General features: G+C 45.4%; 19 protein-coding genes (1 of these 19 cut by a window edge). All 19 read left to right on the top strand.

What is annotated here, in order from left to right; translation table 11 throughout:
- Positions 1-84 precede the first annotated feature (84 nt).
- Positions 85-912 carry a rod shape-determining protein MreC gene (gene mreC / locus C8268_RS15530; protein WP_106768506.1) on the top strand — a complete coding sequence of 276 codons (828 nt, stop codon included), beginning with the start codon at positions 85-87 and terminating at the stop codon, positions 910-912.
- Positions 909-1442: a rod shape-determining protein MreD gene (mreD, locus tag C8268_RS15525; protein ID WP_106768505.1), complete on the top strand. Its 534-nt coding sequence runs from the start codon at positions 909-911 to the stop codon at positions 1440-1442. Before mreC ends, mreD begins: the two co-directional genes overlap by 4 nt.
- Positions 1443-1523: 81 nt before the next feature.
- The gene (locus tag C8268_RS15520) at positions 1524-2186 is read left to right on the top strand and encodes a septum site-determining protein MinC (RefSeq protein WP_106768504.1); all 663 of its coding nucleotides are present in this window, start codon (positions 1524-1526) and stop codon (positions 2184-2186) included.
- A 3-nt stretch (positions 2187-2189) separates the two neighbouring features.
- Positions 2190-2984, top strand: coding sequence for a septum site-determining protein MinD (minD, locus tag C8268_RS15515; protein ID WP_106768503.1), 795 nt, complete (start codon positions 2190-2192; stop codon positions 2982-2984).
- A gap of 150 nt (positions 2985-3134) precedes the next feature.
- Entirely contained in the window at positions 3135-4040 is a 906-nt protein-coding gene (locus C8268_RS15510; RefSeq protein ID WP_106768502.1) for a M23 family metallopeptidase, read from the top strand.
- Positions 4033-4896, top strand: a complete 864-nt coding sequence (locus C8268_RS15505) for a M50 family metallopeptidase (protein ID WP_106768501.1) — start codon at positions 4033-4035, stop codon at positions 4894-4896. The genes C8268_RS15510 and C8268_RS15505 overlap by 8 nt, the downstream gene beginning before the upstream one ends.
- Before the next feature lie 102 nt (positions 4897-4998).
- Positions 4999-6234 (top strand): Rne/Rng family ribonuclease, encoded by a 1236-nt coding sequence (locus C8268_RS15500; RefSeq protein ID WP_106768500.1) that lies wholly within the window; start codon positions 4999-5001, stop codon positions 6232-6234.
- A gap of 163 nt (positions 6235-6397) precedes the next feature.
- Positions 6398-6709: a 50S ribosomal protein L21 gene (rplU, locus tag C8268_RS15495; RefSeq protein WP_106768499.1), complete on the top strand. Its 312-nt coding sequence runs from the start codon at positions 6398-6400 to the stop codon at positions 6707-6709.
- A gap of 13 nt (positions 6710-6722) precedes the next feature.
- Positions 6723-7067, top strand: a complete 345-nt coding sequence (locus C8268_RS15490) for a ribosomal-processing cysteine protease Prp (RefSeq protein WP_106768498.1) — start codon at positions 6723-6725, stop codon at positions 7065-7067.
- 5 nt (positions 7068-7072) lie between these two features.
- Positions 7073-7384, top strand: a complete 312-nt coding sequence (gene rpmA / locus C8268_RS15485; RefSeq protein ID WP_106768497.1) for a 50S ribosomal protein L27 — start codon at positions 7073-7075, stop codon at positions 7382-7384.
- Between the two features lie 154 nt (positions 7385-7538).
- Complete coding sequence (locus C8268_RS15480) at positions 7539-8288, top strand: Spo0B domain-containing protein (protein ID WP_106768496.1); 750 nt, start codon at positions 7539-7541, stop codon at positions 8286-8288.
- 13 nt (positions 8289-8301) lie between these two features.
- Positions 8302-9612 carry a GTPase ObgE gene (obgE, locus tag C8268_RS15475; protein WP_106768495.1) on the top strand — a complete coding sequence of 437 codons (1311 nt, stop codon included), beginning with the start codon at positions 8302-8304 and terminating at the stop codon, positions 9610-9612.
- A gap of 222 nt (positions 9613-9834) precedes the next feature.
- Positions 9835-10596, top strand: a complete 762-nt coding sequence (locus C8268_RS15470; RefSeq protein WP_158702743.1) for a hypothetical protein — start codon at positions 9835-9837, stop codon at positions 10594-10596.
- 169 nt (positions 10597-10765) lie between these two features.
- Positions 10766-11203 carry an ACT domain-containing protein gene (locus C8268_RS15465; RefSeq protein ID WP_106768493.1) on the top strand — a complete coding sequence of 146 codons (438 nt, stop codon included), beginning with the start codon at positions 10766-10768 and terminating at the stop codon, positions 11201-11203.
- 57 nt (positions 11204-11260) lie between these two features.
- Positions 11261-12547, top strand: coding sequence for a homoserine dehydrogenase (locus C8268_RS15460; RefSeq protein ID WP_106768492.1), 1287 nt, complete (start codon positions 11261-11263; stop codon positions 12545-12547).
- Between the two features lie 64 nt (positions 12548-12611).
- Entirely contained in the window at positions 12612-13685 is a 1074-nt protein-coding gene (gene thrC, locus C8268_RS15455; protein WP_106768491.1) for a threonine synthase, read from the top strand.
- A complete protein-coding gene (gene thrB / locus C8268_RS15450; protein WP_106768490.1) occupies positions 13682-14647 on the top strand; it encodes a homoserine kinase in 966 nt (321 codons plus the stop codon). Before thrC ends, thrB begins: the two co-directional genes overlap by 4 nt.
- Before the next feature lie 4 nt (positions 14648-14651).
- Positions 14652-15554: a prephenate dehydratase gene (gene pheA / locus C8268_RS15445; protein WP_106768489.1), complete on the top strand. Its 903-nt coding sequence runs from the start codon at positions 14652-14654 to the stop codon at positions 15552-15554.
- Positions 15555-15798: 244 nt separating this feature from the next.
- Positions 15799-17601, top strand: partial view of a LysM peptidoglycan-binding domain-containing protein gene (locus tag C8268_RS15440; RefSeq protein ID WP_106768488.1) — the 5' portion only. It continues 12 nt past the right edge of the window; the window shows 1803 of its 1815 coding nt (coding positions 1-1803); its start codon is at positions 15799-15801; its stop codon lies off the right edge, out of view.

The following is a 17601-nucleotide window of genomic DNA, read 5'->3' as shown; positions in this document are numbered from 1 at the left end:
CCCCTGGTATGTGGGAGAGAAAACAGTAACGTTAGAGGGTGTTGAAAACTGTTTAAGCTGCTAGGTAACAAACGTCTGTTCATTATGCTGATCGGGCTGGTAACCTTTATTGCACTTATGGGATTTACGCTTGGTCCGAGATTGGGGTTATCCTGGCCTGAGAAGTTTGTAAGGGATACAGTAGGTTTTGTACAAGGTATTTTCTACAAGCCCGCTTCTTACATAGCGGGCTTCTTTGAAGATGTACGCGATTTAAAAGAAGTCTATGAAGAGAACGAGCGCCTGAAGAAAGCTGTAGCACAGTATGAGCGTGAGAGCGCGGATTACAACAGGATCAAGAACGAAAATCTCTATTACATGGATTTGTTGAAATTTACGGAAGCTCAAATGAATAGGTACGATTATGATTATCGTCCGGCTAATGTGTTAAGTGTAAACCAAGATCCGAACAACCATACATTGGTCATAGATATTGGAGCCAAGCAAGGTGTCAAGATGAACATGTCAGTGATCTCGGATGAGGGAATGGTCGGTGTAATAAGCCATGTCGGCAACTTTACCTCTACCGTAAAACTGCTGACGACGCTCGATCCGCAGGACGCCAATCGCCAGCAGATCGCAGCTACGGTATCTGACAAGGATACTTTCGGAATTATTGAAAGCTACGACAAGAAGTCACAGATGCTCAAAATGACCCGGATTCCACAAGATGATCCGGTTGAAGTGGGGGATTTAATCATATCATCCGGTAACGGTGGAGTCATTCCACGTGGTATGATTATCGGTACGGTAGATAGTGTCGAAGTTGGGGAGTTTGGACTGAACAAGACAGCAATGATCGACCCCGCTGCGAACTTCCAGGACTGGAAAACACTTCTTGTCGTGTTTACGCCAGAGGTGCCTCAAGGATGATGAAACGCCAACACATACTGATTTTGTTGTTGTTTCTATTGTTTATTTTGCAGGGGACGATTGGCTTTTGGCTGACACCAAGCTCGCTGCAAGGCAAAATTTCACCTAATTTTGTGTATGTTGCCATCCTGTTTGCAACGATGTATTACCACCGTCATACCGGGCTTGTGCTAGGTCTTGTGTTCGGGATGCTCCATGATGTTGTGTACTATGGTGAAATGATCGGTGCTTACTCGTTTGCGATGGGTGTTTCTGCATATGTTATGGGTTTTATATTTAAAACTCCGCGGGCCCCATTGCCTGTCATGATGACGGTAGTTATATTGGGCAGCTTACTTTTGGATAGCATGATATTTGGGATTTATAAATTATTCCAACTTAATCCGGATTCTTATAACTGGGCTCTGTTGAATTATATGCTTCCCAATCTTCTGATTCATTTTGCATTTGCCTTGATTATTTATGTACCTCTTCGGAAACAGTTTGAACTGCTGGCGAAAGATCCAAAGAGAAGAAAGAAGGCTTCCTGACTTTCAATCGACATTTTACGTGGGCCAGCAGGAACTTGAAGGTCTGACCGCGAAATGAATGAGGATGGGAGGGACAGGCTTATGACTGTAAAATCCAATCATGTAACGATTAAGGGCGTTAAGGATGGCCTGGTATTCCTGCTTGACGATCAATGTGAATTAGAAGAGCTGCTTAGCGAACTTCGTTACAAGCTAGAGCATAGTCATCAGAATATTTTGACCGGACCTATTATTCATGTAGATGTTAAACTGGGTTCCCGGCGTATTACTGAAGAAGAGAAGCAGTCTATTCTTGATATAATGAAGCAGAAGGGGAATTTGCTGATCCGTACGGTGGAATCCCCGCTCCTTGAACCGGAAGATATACCTGTGTCCGGTCCGGTTGTAAAAACCGGCATGGTTCGATCCGGACAGGTGCTGCACCATACCGGGGATTTGCTTTTCTTAGGGGATGTGAACCCTGGCGGGACGATTACGGCAACTGGAGATATATACATACTGGGTGCTCTTCGCGGGACAGCACATGCTGGCATTGACGGGAATATGAATGCGATTATCGCCGCCTCGTATTTAGCTCCCACCCAGCTTCGTATTTCTGATATGATCAGTAGACCGCCGGATGAATGGGAAACACGTGAGACGGTCATGGAGTTTGCCTATTTGCAAAATGGAAATATGCAGATAGACAAGATCAGTAACATTGCTCGATTGGGTCGGGATTTTAATGTGTTTAAAGGGGTGTAGAATATGGGAGAGGCAATCGTCATCACATCAGGCAAGGGCGGAGTCGGAAAAACGACTACGTCGGCGAACATCGGCACGGCGCTGGCGCTGCTGGGCAAAAAAGTATGTCTGGTAGACACCGATATCGGTCTTCGTAATCTTGACGTTGTTATGGGTTTGGAAAACCGGATCATTTATGACCTGTGCGACGTTGCAGAAGGGCGTTGCCGTCTTAATCAGGCGCTTATCAAGGATAAACGCTTTGACGAGCTTTACATGCTGCCTGCTGCCCAAACCAAGGACAAGAACGCCATTTCACCTGATCAGATGAAGGATATTGTACTGGAACTAAAGAAGGATTACGAATATATTATTATTGATTGTCCGGCAGGAATTGAACAGGGGTTCAAGAATGCCATTGCAGGAGCGGACAAAGCTATCGTTGTAACTACACCGGAGAATGCTGCGGTGCGTGATGCTGACCGGATTATCGGACTGCTCGAGAGCTCTCATGTTGAATCTCCAAAACTTGTAGTCAACCGGATTCGTCCAAACATGGTGAAGTCAGGTGATATGCTGGAAATCGAAGATGTATTGCAAGTTCTTAACATCGATCTGATCGGCATCGTTCCGGATGATGAGATGGTGATCAAGGCAGCGAATTTGGGGGAGCCAACGGTAATGAATCCGGAATATCCAGCGGCTATTGCTTATCGAAACATTGCTCGTCGAATTTTGGGTGATACTGTTCCATTAATGCAAATTCATCAGAAAAAAGGGATGTTTACACGCTTTAAGAAGTTTTTTGGTATGGGGTAATCTTATTTATAGGTTTATCGGGCCGGTGCAGTTTATTGCACTGGCCTTTCTTATTGTAAAATCCGGTATTCACTCTGCTCGAAGGCTTGTTCTAAATATCTTTCCTGGCTTCATAGGATAGAGTAAAACAAGCCCCAGGGGGAGAGGTACTTGGACATTAAAACATCTGTAAAACATCGGAGAGAGGCCAGAATTCGAGAACTATTAAATGGCAATCTGTCAGAAAAGAATAAAGAACGCAATATCGAATGGAATCACGAACGCTTCAATCCGTTTGCGAACGCCGCTAACAAACCTGTCCTTCGTTCAAATACACTGCAGGATTCCGATGCAAGTGATCCGGAAATCGAGCGCGATCCTGAAAAATTGTGGAAGCAGGGTTATCGCAGGTGGTATGACGATGATATGAAGCCTGACATTCCGCCGCGCAATACATCTTTTATTAAAGGTTTGATGCGCCGTTTTATGGTCAGTGTTCTGCTGTTTGGGGCCGTTTGGGGTATATTTTTGCTTGATGAACCATGGGCTTTTCGAATTCAAGGTTTTGTTATTGAAGGATTAAGCAGAGAAATGGATTTTCAGGCGGCTCAAACATGGTATGAAGAGCATTTTGGCGGTCCACCCTCGTTTATTCCTATATTTGGACATAGTGATCAAAATTCGACGAAGGTGAACGCTTCAGCTAAATTAGTGCCGCCTCTAGAAGGGGAGCTTATGCAATCCTTTGCTGTTGATTTTCAAGGAATTGTAGTCGTTCCCAAAGGAGATTCGCTCTTCTCTCACGAGATTAAAAGCGTGGATACCGGCCGAGTCCTTGACGTCAAAAAGCATGAGGATTCAAGCATTACGGTTACGATCCAGCACACTGGAGAAAGGACAGCTCAATATAGCGGGCTTTCAACGACGGATTTGAAGGTTAATGATTGGGTGCAGAGCGGAGAGGTTATAGGTATATTGCCTTCTACTGGCTCCGATGGAGAGCAGCCTGCTCTTTATTTTAGGTTAAAAGAAGGAGACCGCAGCGTAGACCCCGCGGAAGTGATCTCATTTGATTAATATTCGAGGGACTGTTCTGACGCTGCATCCTCTCTTTGTTATCGTTATGCTGGCCTCTGTTATCACCGGGCGTTTCCTCGAGCTCTTGACTCTTTTCGTTATCGTGTTTATCCATGAGCTTGGTCATGCGGGCGCAGCAATAGCCATGGGGTTTAAAGTAAGGTCGATTCAAATGCTCCCGTTTGGCGGAGTTGCCGTAATTGAGGATGACGGGCGAATGAATGCTTCTCGTGAATTGATCATTGCATTAGCCGGACCTCTTCAGAATGGCATCATGATCGGGATGGCGTGGTTATGTCAAATATCGGGCATTGGGGATGCCTCTTTTCTGTCCTATGTAATACAGGGGAATTTGTTGATCGCGCTGTTTAATCTTCTGCCGATTCCGCCCTTGGACGGAGGGAAGGTCTTGCAGGCTTTAATAAGCCTTGTGATTCCATACCACGCAATGCTATTATGGTCCGCGCGTACAGGGATGATCTGCAGCTTGTTCATGATCGGTTACGGTCTTTATCCGCTGCTTTCTGGCGATGGTGTGAGGCTGAATTTATTGATGATCGGTCTTTTTTTAGCTTATTCCAATTTTGAGGATCATCGTAATGTTCCTTATCGATTTATGCGTTTTCTTGTGAATCGAAATGGAGTGTATGAACATCAGCAGGAAAGAATAGGAGCTGCTTCGCCGATCGTTGCCGATTACTCGAAACCTTTAGATGATATTATGCGTCTATTTAAAAGAGAGAAGTATCATTTGATTTACGTCACGGATCGTCAGGGAGGTTTGCTCGCTGTTGTGCCGGAACAGCATGTGATCGCTTCTTATTTCGCGTCTGACAGGCCCCCTTGGTCTGCATAAATGTAAACTATTTTTTGTACAAAATTTACTTAAAATATATCCCGTTTACGCCAAATCGTGATAGGATTGTCAGTAGATTAGTCTTCCATAAGAGGTGAAGCCATGAAACAAATGATTGTTCACTGTGAACCGGATACGATTCAGATGGCCCTCATCGAAGATGGCAGGCTTGTAGAATATGCAGCGGAACGAGAGCGGGAGCAAAGTGTTGTCGGGAGCTTTTATAAAGGAAGAGTCGTCAACGTCCTGCCAGGTATGCAGGCTGCTTTTGTTGATATTGGATTGAAAAAGAATGCTTTTTTATACATCGATGATGTTCTTCATCCTCATTTGGAGAAGCAACCGAAGATGAAACCTTCAATTGCCGAGTTGCTCTCCGTTGGGCAAGAGTTGATTGTTCAGGTTATGAAAGAGCCAAGGGGCGGGAAAGGGGCGAGGGTAACGACCCATTTTTCCCTGCCAGGTCGATGTATGGTGTTTATGCCCAATTCCGATTACGTAGCAGTATCTAAAAAAATACAGTTTGAGGCTGAGAGAATGCGCCTGAAAATGATCGGTGAGCGATTAAGAAACGGCGAAGAGGGGATTATTATGCGTACCGTTTCCGAGGATGAGTCCATTGAATCCGTTGCGGGCGATTTGGAGCTGCTCCGGATGGAGTGGGAGCGAATTGTTGAGCGGTCAAACATATCGCAAGCCCCTGCTTTGCTACATCGTGACCTGGGAATTCTTCAGCGATTCATGCGCGATGCGTTTGATCCGCTGGAGGATGAATTGATTATCGACCGTGCGCGGGATGCGAAAGAAGCGAAAAGTTATTTATCTGATCTGATTCCCGGGATTACACCTAAAGTTCGGCTGTACGAAGGAAAAAATCATATCTTTCAAGCTTACGATGTTGAAGAACAGTTAAAATCAGCGTTTTCCCGGCAGATTTCCCTTCCTGGCGGAGGAACGATCATCATTGATCAAACCGAGGCGCTTACGGTGATTGACGTGAATACAGCCAAGTATATTGGCGGGGACAATTTTGAGGAGACGGTAACTCAAACGAATCTTCAAGCTGCTTTTGAAATAGCAAGAATGATTCGGCTGCGTGATATCGGCGGTATGATCATTGTAGATTTCATCGATATGGAAGAGGAAGAGCATCGGAATGAGGTTATTGCCGTCATGGAGGAAGGTATCCGAAAGGATCGAACCAAAAGTTTTGTAGTAGGCTGGACGAAGCTGGGCCTTCTCGAAATGACCCGCAAAAAAGCTCGTGAAAGCTCACTGGCTCCCTACTCCAAAGTTTGTGTGACATGCGGTGGGACTGGCGTTGTTAATAGATCATAAGTATTGACGAAATAGCATGTAATATGTTATGATCTTCAAGTATGTGCCTAGCGATCAATTGCTGCACATGCTGTAACCGCTCCGATCGGGTTGATAAGGACGGTCATGATATTGATTGGACACCTGAATCAGGCGAGTCTGAGACATGAGGAGGTGCAAGCAAATGTACGCTATTATTGAAACAGGCGGTAAACAATACAAAGTTCAAGAAGGCGATGTATTGTTCATCGAGAAGCTGAATGCAGGTGACGGAGAAACCGTAACTTTTGACCGTGTGTTGGCCGTTTCCAAAGAAGACGGTTTGGTAGCCGGTACTCCAGTCGTTTCCGGTGCAACTGTAACTGCGAAAGTGGAGAAACACGGTAAAGGTAGAAAGGTTGTTGTATTCAAATACAAACCGAAGAAAAACTACCACAAGAAACAAGGTCATCGTCAGCCTTATACTAAAGTAACCATCGAGAAAATCCAGGCGTAAGAAGGTGCGGTAAATGATTACTGTACGGATTACGCGTAAGGAAGACGGCCGAATTCATAGCTTTGAAGTCAAGGGACATGCGGATTATGCTCCTAGAGGACGGGACATCGTGTGTGCTGGTGTATCCACGGTCACGGTGGGAACGGTGAATTCCATTGAGGCGTTAACCGGTATAGCTATGAAGACCAAGATGAAGGATGGCTTTCTCAGCGGCGTAGTTCCGATTGTGGAAGACGAATCAACGTCTGGTCAGGTGCAGTTGCTTCTCGAATCCATGGTTCTGATGTTACAAGGGATTGCAGATTCATACCGTGAGTATATTCAAATACAAGAAAAGAATACTAAAAGAAGGAGGTAGACAACATGTTGAAACTGGATCTTCAGTTATTTGCATCGAAAAAAGGTGTAGGTTCTACAAAGAACGGTCGTGACAGTGAAGCGAAGCGTTTGGGCGTTAAACGTGCAGACGGTCAAATCGTAACAGGCGGCAGCATCTTGGTTCGTCAACGTGGAACGAAAATTCACCCAGGCACAAACGTGGGCATTGGTAAAGACGATACTTTGTTTGCGAAAATCGAAGGCGTTGTGAAATTCGAACGTTTGGGTCGTGATCGCAAGAGAGTGAGCGTCTACCCGGTTGAGGTCGCTCCTGTAGCGGCTGCAGTGGAAGCGTAAGTCTCGCTTCTGAATCGGCATACAGACAGGAAGTCTCCGGCAAATTTGCCGGAGGCTTCTTTTTTTGAAATGATGGGTGAATCCCTGCTAAAGACTATGGTATACTGTGGATTGTTAAATGTAACCCATTGTTGTGGAGGAACGGGGAAAAGCGATGAATTCCTGGAAATGGATAGCGGTTGGTATTGGATTATCATCCGTGCTGCCTGCAGCCTGGATGATATGGAATCCTACGTATACAGCCGGAGTTATACTGACAATTTGGTCGGCAGCCGCATCGTTTGGTAGTGCCTGGTATGTCCGGCGTACAGAAGCACAAAGGGAAGTACAAAGACGGCGAGCTTATCAGAGAAGCTTGGAGAAGATCGCTATTAAGACACTGAACCATCACCGTCATGATTGGATGAATGAGCTTCAAATATTGTACGGATATATTCAATTGGGGAAGCTTGATAAATCAGTGCAGTGTGTGGGAAGAATAAAAGAACGTATGCTGCAGGACAGTAAAATTTCGAAATTGGGCCTTCCTTCATTAGTTTTTTATCTGCATTCTTATCGAACTTTTAATACCGGTTTACAATTGGATGTTGAGGTTGCAGATGATGTTCAGCTTGAAGGGAAGCTGTCGGAAGAGACTGAAGAGCATTTTACAGAATCCATAATCGAAGTGGTTCGGATATACCAATTAGGCGGGCGCTCATCATGGGAAGAAGAACGTCTGTTAACCTTGACATTTGTCGTGCAAGAAAAAGAGCTGGTGGCTGAATTTACAGGAGAAGGTTATTTCGGAGATCAAGACAGTATTACACATAAAATAGAGCTTGCAGTTCATGAAAGTATTCGGGTGGAGAAAATCCATACGGACCATATGACTTACCGTTTATGCTTGCCGTATGTGACTTGAGGAAGGTGATTCCATGTTTGTAGATAAAGCGAAGATTTATGTCAAAGGCGGCGATGGCGGCGATGGTCTTATCGCGTTTCGTCGTGAGAAGTACGTACCTGACGGCGGCCCTGCCGGTGGAGATGGCGGCAAAGGCGGGGACGTGATCTTCCGCGTTGATGAAGGGCTAAGAACGTTGATGGATTTCCGTTATCAGCGGCATTTTAAAGCGAAGCGAGGCGAGAAAGGCCGAAACAAAAGCCAGCATGGGGCTAACGCGGAAAATACGATTGTAAGAATCCCTCCGGGAACGGTACTTATTGACGATGATACAGGCGAAGTGATCGCGGATATGACCCGTCATGGGCAGCAGATTGTCGTTGCCCGCGGCGGACGGGGCGGACGGGGGAATATCCGTTTTGCCACCCCGAACAATCCGGCGCCGGAGCTAGCCGAGAACGGTGAAGAAGGCGAAGAGCGCTATGTTGTTATGGAGCTCAAGGTCATGGCCGATGTAGGTCTTGTTGGTTTTCCAAGCGTAGGGAAATCTACATTGTTGTCAGTCGTATCGGCTGCGCAGCCTAAAATTGGGGCATATCATTTCACTACGATTACCCCGAACCTGGGCATGGTTGATGTTGGAGATGGACGGAGCTTTGTCATGGCAGATTTGCCGGGTCTTATTGAAGGCGCTCATGAAGGTGTTGGACTCGGTCATGAATTTTTGCGCCATGTGGAACGAACGCGCGTCATCATTCATGTTGTAGATATGGCTGGGTCTGAGGGAAGAGATCCGTTCGAGGACTGGCAAAAGATCAATGAGGAAATCAAATTGTATAATCCGGTTTTAGTAGAGCGGCCGCAGATCGTAGCAGCAAACAAGATGGACATGCCGGAAGCGGCAGAGAATCTGAAAATGTTTCGTGAACAAGTACAAGCCGTCCGCCCTGATCTGGAGATTATGCCGATTTCATCGCTGACACGTCAAGGTATTCAGGAGCTTCTGTACCGTACAGCAGCTATTTTGGACGAGATTCCAGAAGAACCTATTGTCGAAGATGTGCCTGAAGCTGCAGAGCGTAAAGTATATAAGTTCAATAAGAAGGATGATCATGCGTTTACGATTACTCGGGAAAACGAGATGTTCGTTGTGCATAGTGATCGGATTGAGCGCATGCTCAAACGGCTCCAGATGAACTCGCATGATGCAATTTTGAAGCTTGCCCGCACGCTCCGGCATATGGGCGTTGATGAGGAGCTCCGCCGCCGAGGTGCAACAGAAGGTACAATTGTGCGGATTGGAGATTTTGAATTCGAGTTTATAGAAGGCAGCAGTTATTATTAACAAGCAGGCGATACCGTTTAACTCACATGTTGAGGTTAAGCGGTATTTTTTTGTTTTTTCCATTTTTTTAATCCAAAATGTTCCGATTATCGTTTACAATGATATAGTACCTAAGTACCTACTTTTAAATGAAATGAAAGGATCATAATGTTCATTTTAAAGGTTGGGATATCATTTTTAAACGGGGAGAACGTAATAAATGACGCAAAGTGAGGGAACAGTTTGGTTAGAAGAATAGATATAAGAACCTGGATTCTCGGTGCAGGGGTCATATTGCCTTTGATAACGATTCTGTTATTTGGCTTTGCTGGAAACGGAGCGGGTACAAAAACGCTTCATCCATGGATATCCGGCGCTGCGGCTGCATGTGCAGAGGGAATCATCTTGTTCTTTATGTTACGGATAATGAGAGATACAAAAAGGTATGTTCGAACGCCATTTTACATTGCGTCTGGTGTGGTAGTCGGTATTTACGCGATTACGGTTTTCCTTGAAATCGTTCTTTTCGGGTATTGGTTTAAGCTAACAGAAGAATCCTATATATATATTCATTTCTTTACGTTCTTTTTATCGGCGATTGTACTTGGACTTATATCATTAGCAGGCAGGTATGTTCTATCTTCAGAAGATAAGGGGAATTTTCCCTCGTCCATTCAGAATGATACCGTTGCACGGATTTCATCCATCCGGATACAACTGGCGAGTATTGAAACCGAGAGAAACCAAATGTTGGACAAGCTTATGTTTGAGCTGGAGGAAAGCTTTCGCTACAGTGATCCGCTGACAGATGAATCTTCGGATCATATTGAAGATATGATACGGCAAAAAATTAGCATACTTGAGAATCAGATTAAGCTTATGGCGGAAGCAGAGCATGACCAGCAAATGATACTAATTGATGAAATCGATCAGCAAGTACATGAGATTTTAAACATATTAATGGAACGCAATACAGAGCGGATTCGGGTCAAAGCGAGCTCTTGAATGGAAAAGCATATAAGGGGATGTCCACAAAAGTTGATTAACCGTGGGCATTCTCTTTTTATATTTTAAGCACTCTTCAAAAAATAGTCTGAAATGTATTGCCCTCATTCTAGATATCCAGTATAATGTCCACTATACAAAAACATGAGTCTTTGAGGAGAGGACGTTTGTGAAGGAGCGGTATTATCTAGTTCGTGAGGATATTTTACCGGAAGCCGTTGTAAAGACCATGCAGGTTAAAAGGCTGCTCGCGTCCGGTGATGTCAAGACAATTCATGAAGCTGTTGAGCAGGTTGGTTTGAGCCGAAGTGCTTTTTACAAGTACAAAGATGGAATTCATCCCATCAATCAGCTGGAGCGGGATGAGATCGTCACGATATCCATCGATATGGAGCATCGTTCCGGCATGCTGTCCGAAGTGTTGGGACTTGTTGCCGGAGAGGGCGGTAATGTGCTTACTATTCATCAGAGCATTCCGCTGCAAGGAATAGCGAATGTTGTTATTTCTGTTGAAGTATCAAGGCTTACCGAGGAACTTGATCATCTGCTTGATGGATTGCGCCGGGTAACAGGGGTTCGAAGAGTGCAAATGATCGGTCAAGGATAGTTTTATCATTATCATTACAAAATGCAAAAGACATGTGGAATTCAGGAGGATGCGTAAATGAAGCCGGTTAAAGTAGGATTGTTGGGATTAGGTACTGTAGGTACAGGGGTGGTTCGTATTGTCGAAGGACATCAGGAAGATTTGAGCAGCCAGGTAGGCTCGCCTATCCTTATAGAGAGAATCGCAGTCAAGAACACGGAGAAAGAGCGCAGTGTTATCGTGGACAGCAGTAAGCTGACCGATGACCCTTGGGATGTGATTCGTGATCCGGAAATCGATGTCATCGTGGAAGTTATGGGTGGTATTGAGCATACGAAGGCTTATATTTTGGAAGCTTTGGATCGGGGAAAACATATTATTACGGCCAATAAGGATCTGATGGCTCTCCATGGGGCAGAAATTATGGCGAAGGCTCAGGAGAAGCAATGCGATGTATTTTATGAGGCTAGTGTAGCCGGGGGGATACCTATTATCCGTACATTGATCGAAGGCTTTTCTTCAGATCGTATTATGAAAATTATGGGGATCGTTAATGGAACGACGAATTATATATTAACCAAGATGAGCCAGGAAGGTGCTTCCTATGAGGATGTGCTGGCTGAAGCTCAGGAGCTTGGTTATGCAGAAGCTGATCCGACCTCTGATGTAGAAGGCTTGGATGCTGCACGTAAAATGGCTATTTTGGGCACATTGGGCTTCCGTATGAATGTAGAGCTGGAGGACGTAAGTGTAAAGGGAATTTCACAAGTGTCCAAGGAAGATATTTTGTATGCGAAGCAGCTTGGTTATGAAATGAAACTGCTTGGCATAGCCGATCGTGAAGACGAGCAGGTAAGCATCAGCGTTCAGCCGACGATGGTTCGTTTGGGTCATCCGATCGCTGCAGTAAACGGGGTGTTTAATGCGGTCTATGTATACGGAGAAGCGGTTGGCGAAACGATGTTTTATGGACCGGGTGCAGGTGAGATGCCAACGGCTACTTCAGTGGTAGCTGACCTGGTTGCTGTTATCAAAAATCTGAAGCTAGGTGTAAATGGGCTGAAAGCAATTGTGCCTTATAATGAGAAGAAGCTGAAGAGTGATGAGCAGATTAAGTTTAAAAACTTTATTTTGCTTCATGTGGACGATAAAGCAGGGGTGCTCGCACAAATTACACAGGTGTTTGCTGAATATGGTGTAAGCCTGGAGTCTGTGGTCCAGCAGCCGAATGATCAGACTCCTGATGCGGAGATTATTATCGTCACCCATCACGCCAGCAAAGCCAGTATGGACAAAGTGCTCGACCATTTTGAAGGAATGGAAGTTATTCGCCGCATCAAAAGCGTCTATCGTGTAGAAGGATAATCTGCTGCTCTATAGTGCCGCCTATTAATATTTATTTTATATTTTGAAGAGGAGAATAAGAGAGATGCCATATGAAGGATTGCTCCAGACGTATAAGGAATATTTGCCTGTTAACGAGAACACTCCGCTGCTGACGTTGAAAGAGGGGAATACTCCGTTAATTCGTGCCGAGAATCTATCGAAGGATCTGGGGATTGATCTGCATTTTAAATTTGAAGGATTAAATCCAACGGGATCGTTTAAAGACCGTGGGATGGTCATGGCCGTAGCTAAGGCTATGGAGGAAGGAAGCCGTACGATCATGTGCGCTTCCACAGGGAACACATCTGCTGCTGCTGCCGCATATGCTGCACGCGGCGGGCTTAATTGTATTGTGATTATACCGAACAACAATATTGCACTTGGCAAACTGGCTCAGGCGATGATTTACGGTGCAAAAGTGATAGCAATTGATGGCAACTTTGACCGAGCTCTTGAAATCGTACGGGAAATTACAGCCAAACATCCCATTACATTAGTGAATTCAGTGAATCCATACCGGATCGAAGGCCAAAAAACAGCTGCATTTGAAGTTGTCGATCAGCTCGGCAAAGCCCCTGATGTGTTGGCTATTCCGGTTGGAAATGCGGGAAATATCTCGGCTTATTGGAAAGGGTTTAAGGAGTATCATGCTGCGGGGAAAGCTTCTTCACTGCCGAAGATGCTTGGTTTTGAAGCGGAAGGAGCTATGGCTATCGTTAAGGGGGAGCCGATTCCTGACCCGGAAACAGTAGCTACAGCGATTCGTATCGGTAATCCCGCAAGCTGGAAAACAGCTGTTATGGCTGCAAATGAATCCGGTGGACAAATTAATTACGTTACAGATGATGAAATTTTGGAGGCTTATCGCAACATTGCATCACGGGAGGGCATTTTTGCTGAACCCGGTTCCGCAGCCTCGATTGCAGGCGTATATAAAATGAAACGCGAAGGATATTTCAAAGGCGGGGAAACGGTTGTTTGCGTTCTTACCGGACATGGATTGAAGGACCCGAACATCGCCATTTCAACCGTTAAATCTGAGCCGCTTGTTGTGTCGGATACAGAATCTGCCGTCATGGATGCAATCGCCAAGCTTGAAGGGGCTGCTCAAGTATGAGCTGCTCCGAAAGCGTTAGGGTCAGGGTTCCGGCAAGCACGGCGAACCTTGGTCCGGGATTTGATACACTGGCAATGGCATTATCGCTTTATGCATGGATCGAAATGAAGCAGGACGACCGCACCTACTTTCATTTATACGGAGATGAAATGAAGGGAGTGCCTGCAGACAAGAGTAATCTAACCTATAAGGTGGCCCAGATGGTCTTTGACGAGGCGGGAGTTTCTGTTCCGGAGCTTGCAATTTCCATGTATTCGGATGTTCCGCTGTCTCGTGGACTTGGCAGCAGCGCTTCGGCCATTGTCGGCTCGCTTTATGCAGCAAATGCTCTTATTGGATCACCTTTGCCAGACAGCAAGTTATTTGACATGGCCGCCTGTCTTGAAAACCATCCGGACAATGTAGGCGCGTCTTTATTTGGGGGGATCATCGCAGCGGCTTGGGATGGCAAGCATGCGGATTATGTTCGAATTGATCCGCCCGCTGATCTGGCTACGCTCGTTGTTATTCCTGATTTTCATTTAGCTACCTCGCAGGCGAGAGAGGCGCTGCCGAAGCAGATTCCTCTTTCTGATGCTGTTTATAATATCAGCCGCGCATCTTTGATGACGGCTGCATTGGCATCGGGCCGTCTGGATATGATCGGAGCCGCCATGCGGGATCGAATTCATCAGCCGTACCGCGCTGCATTGGTACCGGGGATGTCTGAGATTTTGGTGGAAGCCCCCAACAAGGGCGCACTTGGTGTAGCTTTAAGTGGAGCGGGTCCAACTTTGATTGCTTTCATTCAGCGTGGAGACGAGCGTATTGAAACTTTAAAAACCTATTTGATGGGAACGATAAGGAAGGAAGGAATATCGGCTTCCAGTTTGTTGCTCCAGCCGGATACGGAAGGAGTAAAGGTGCTTGATTTTACTGAGAGTACATCATTTTTGGATATGATTAGAGGGGAAGTGACGTGACTAAATGAAACGAATAGCACTTTTGCCCTCGGGCTCGGTATCGCATGAGGCGATTTTATATTTATTAAATGGTGAATCTGCAGAACTCATACATCATAAATTGATATCCGATGTTTTTATGTCCACGGTAGAGGGAAGAAGCGACTACAGTGTTATTCCAATCGAAAATACAATTGAAGGTTCGGTAAGCCTTCATATGGACTGGTTGGTTAATGAAGTGGATATCCCTTTGCAAGTTGAATGGGTGTACCCTTCCAGGCAGAATCTTATCGGCGATGCTTCAGAGTTTCGGGGAGAGGATGGAAGTGTTGATCTTCGGAAAATAAAAAGAATATACTCTCATCCGGTAGCTACAGCTCAATGTCGGCAGTTTCTGTCTAAATATGTTCCAGAGGCTGAGCTTGAGCCTTGTGGAAGCACTTCAGAGGGTGTGAAGATCGTGAAAGAAAACCCTGGAAAGAGCTGGGCAGCTATCGGTACATCTTTAGGGGCTTCAACGCACGGATTGAATATTCTTTCTGATAATATTACCGACCATGACAATAACTATACGCGGTTTGTTCTGATTGGTCATCAACCGGTTGAGGTGTCGCGTTCACCGGAGCATGTGAAAACAAGTATTCTGGTAACCTTGCCGGAAGATGCTCCAGGGGCTCTTCATCAAGTGCTTTCCGCTTTTGCATGGCGACGTTTGAATTTATCCCGGATCGAGTCCCGTCCAACCAAAAAAAAGCTGGGTAACTACTATTTTTATATCGATATTATGGATTCGGCAGATTCCGTATTACTAACGGCTGCATTGGGAGAAATCGAAGTTTTGGGATGTCAGGTGCGCGTGCTTGGCTCTTACCCGGGATTTGCATACGAGAGAGAGAAAACGAAAGGTGTAGCAGCCAGACATAGCTGAACAGCGGATCTATCTATGGACGCGAACGAGGACGGACCAGGATGAATATAAAGTGGGGGAAGAGTAGACCTATAAAAGCTGTCTAACTCTTGCAAAAGCAGTATAAGAAAAATCCTTTCATGTCGATGAAAGGATTTTTTTTGAATATAGGGATGTCATTCGCCCATTTCTTGCATAGGATGTAGTAACGAATGCGGGCGAAAAGCTTTAAAACGCCTAGAAGAGTGTAGGAGGTTTTAGCAGCGTGAAAATACACATCGTCAAGAAAGGCGACACCTTATATGAGATTTCGAAAAAATATGGAGTCCCTTTGAGTAAAATCGTGGATGCAAATCCGCAATTGGTCGATCCTAACAAACTTGACATCGGCATGAAAATAAAAGTACCTACTCAGCCCGTTCCGGTGCCAGTTCCGGAAGGAACGCAGCCCATTATTCATAAGCATGCCGTGAAGCAAGGAGATTCGCTATGGAAGCTTTCAAAGGCTTGGGGGGTTTCGTTAAAAGAGATTATTGATGCGAATCCTCAGCTCAAAAATCCAAATGCTTTATTGGTAGGAGAAGTTGTAAACATCCCTTCATCTGGAACATTTACAAGCAATGGAGAAGATCATAAAAGCGGTGGAACAGCTTATAAAGTAGAAAAGACAGTCCCGGGCAGCAAAACCTATACTGGACCTAAGGAAGAAATGATGGCTCCACAGCAAGTTATGCCTGAAATTCCCCAGATGCCTGTAATTCCGGAGTGTGAAGTTATGCCGGAAATATCAATGCAGTCTGAATTGATTGTGATGCCTGAAATGCCGCCGATGGAAATGCCGCCGATGGAAATGCCGCCGATGGAAATGCCAAAAAAGCTACCTATGAAGCCTGTTTATGAACATAAGCCTAAAATGATGAAACCGATTTGTCCGGAAAAACCTATTGAGTCGGTAGTAGAGCCATGTCCTCCTATGCAAGAGCACCTTGTACATTGTATGCCGCAGCTATTTAATTGTGCTCCACCGGATTTTATGTTTCCAACTGCTTCGCTTCATAAGTTTCACGAAGCGCCTTGTGGTTGCCATGAGGGTGAAGCAGTTATGCCGGCTCAACACTGGGGTCCTCCTGCACAACACTATAGCTATCCAGCTTATGACCATAAAGCAGAGCATGATGCATGGACGATGCCAACGTCACATTACCCAGGTATTCCGGAGCAACCGATGGCTGTTGAATATTCTCAGATGTCAGTAACAGAGCCGTATACAATGGGGGGACCATCATTTCACACCTATCCGGCACAAGTTGATATGAAGCAAACCTATCCCTCCTATGAAGCTGTAATGGGAGAGGAGGCTGTTTCTGAAAAAAAACCTTGCGGCTGCCATGGTTCCGAGAAGCCGACTTTATACGGTGAGCAGTTATATGAAGCGGAAGTTCCGCACGAAAACCCGGTGAACCCATATTATCACCCATACCACCATCATCCACATCACCATCCATACCAGCATCATCTACATCACCATCCATACCAGCATCATCTACATCACCATCATCTACACCATCATCCGCATCACCATCCATACCACCATCATCTACATCATCATCCGCATCACCATCCATACCATCACCATCCGCATCATCATTTTCCACATGGTGGTTATGGGCATAATTCAATGATGCCATACGACGGCGAAGGGCAGCATTCTAACCTGGAGCCGTATCAAGAGAGAGAAACTACAGGACAAACGACGGATGCTTTCGAACTGTTCGAGGATTTAAAGTCTCCATCGTGGACGGCAAATACGATGGGATTTTCGGAGGGGGCTTCGGAAGAAGATAGTAGGCCGAATGAACAGAATGGAATCAATGACTTAAAAACACAGTCTGAATTTCATAATACAAACAGCACAAGTGTTGATACGATGGATTTGAAGGAGGATATGTTGAAAGGGTTAGAAGTAGAAAGTAAAGTGTCGCGTGATACACGGACTAAAGTAAAGTCTAAATCAGTGACTAAAAAAAACCGTAAACAGGGGAGTAGGCCGAAGCGAAGAAATCCTTGG

It is taken from the genome of Paenibacillus faecalis, assembly GCF_900289175.1.
Classification (GTDB): domain Bacteria; phylum Bacillota; class Bacilli; order Paenibacillales; family Paenibacillaceae; genus Paenibacillus_AQ; species Paenibacillus_AQ faecalis.
Note: the sequence above shows the minus strand (reverse complement) of the source record. Positions and strands in the feature narration are given on the sequence as shown.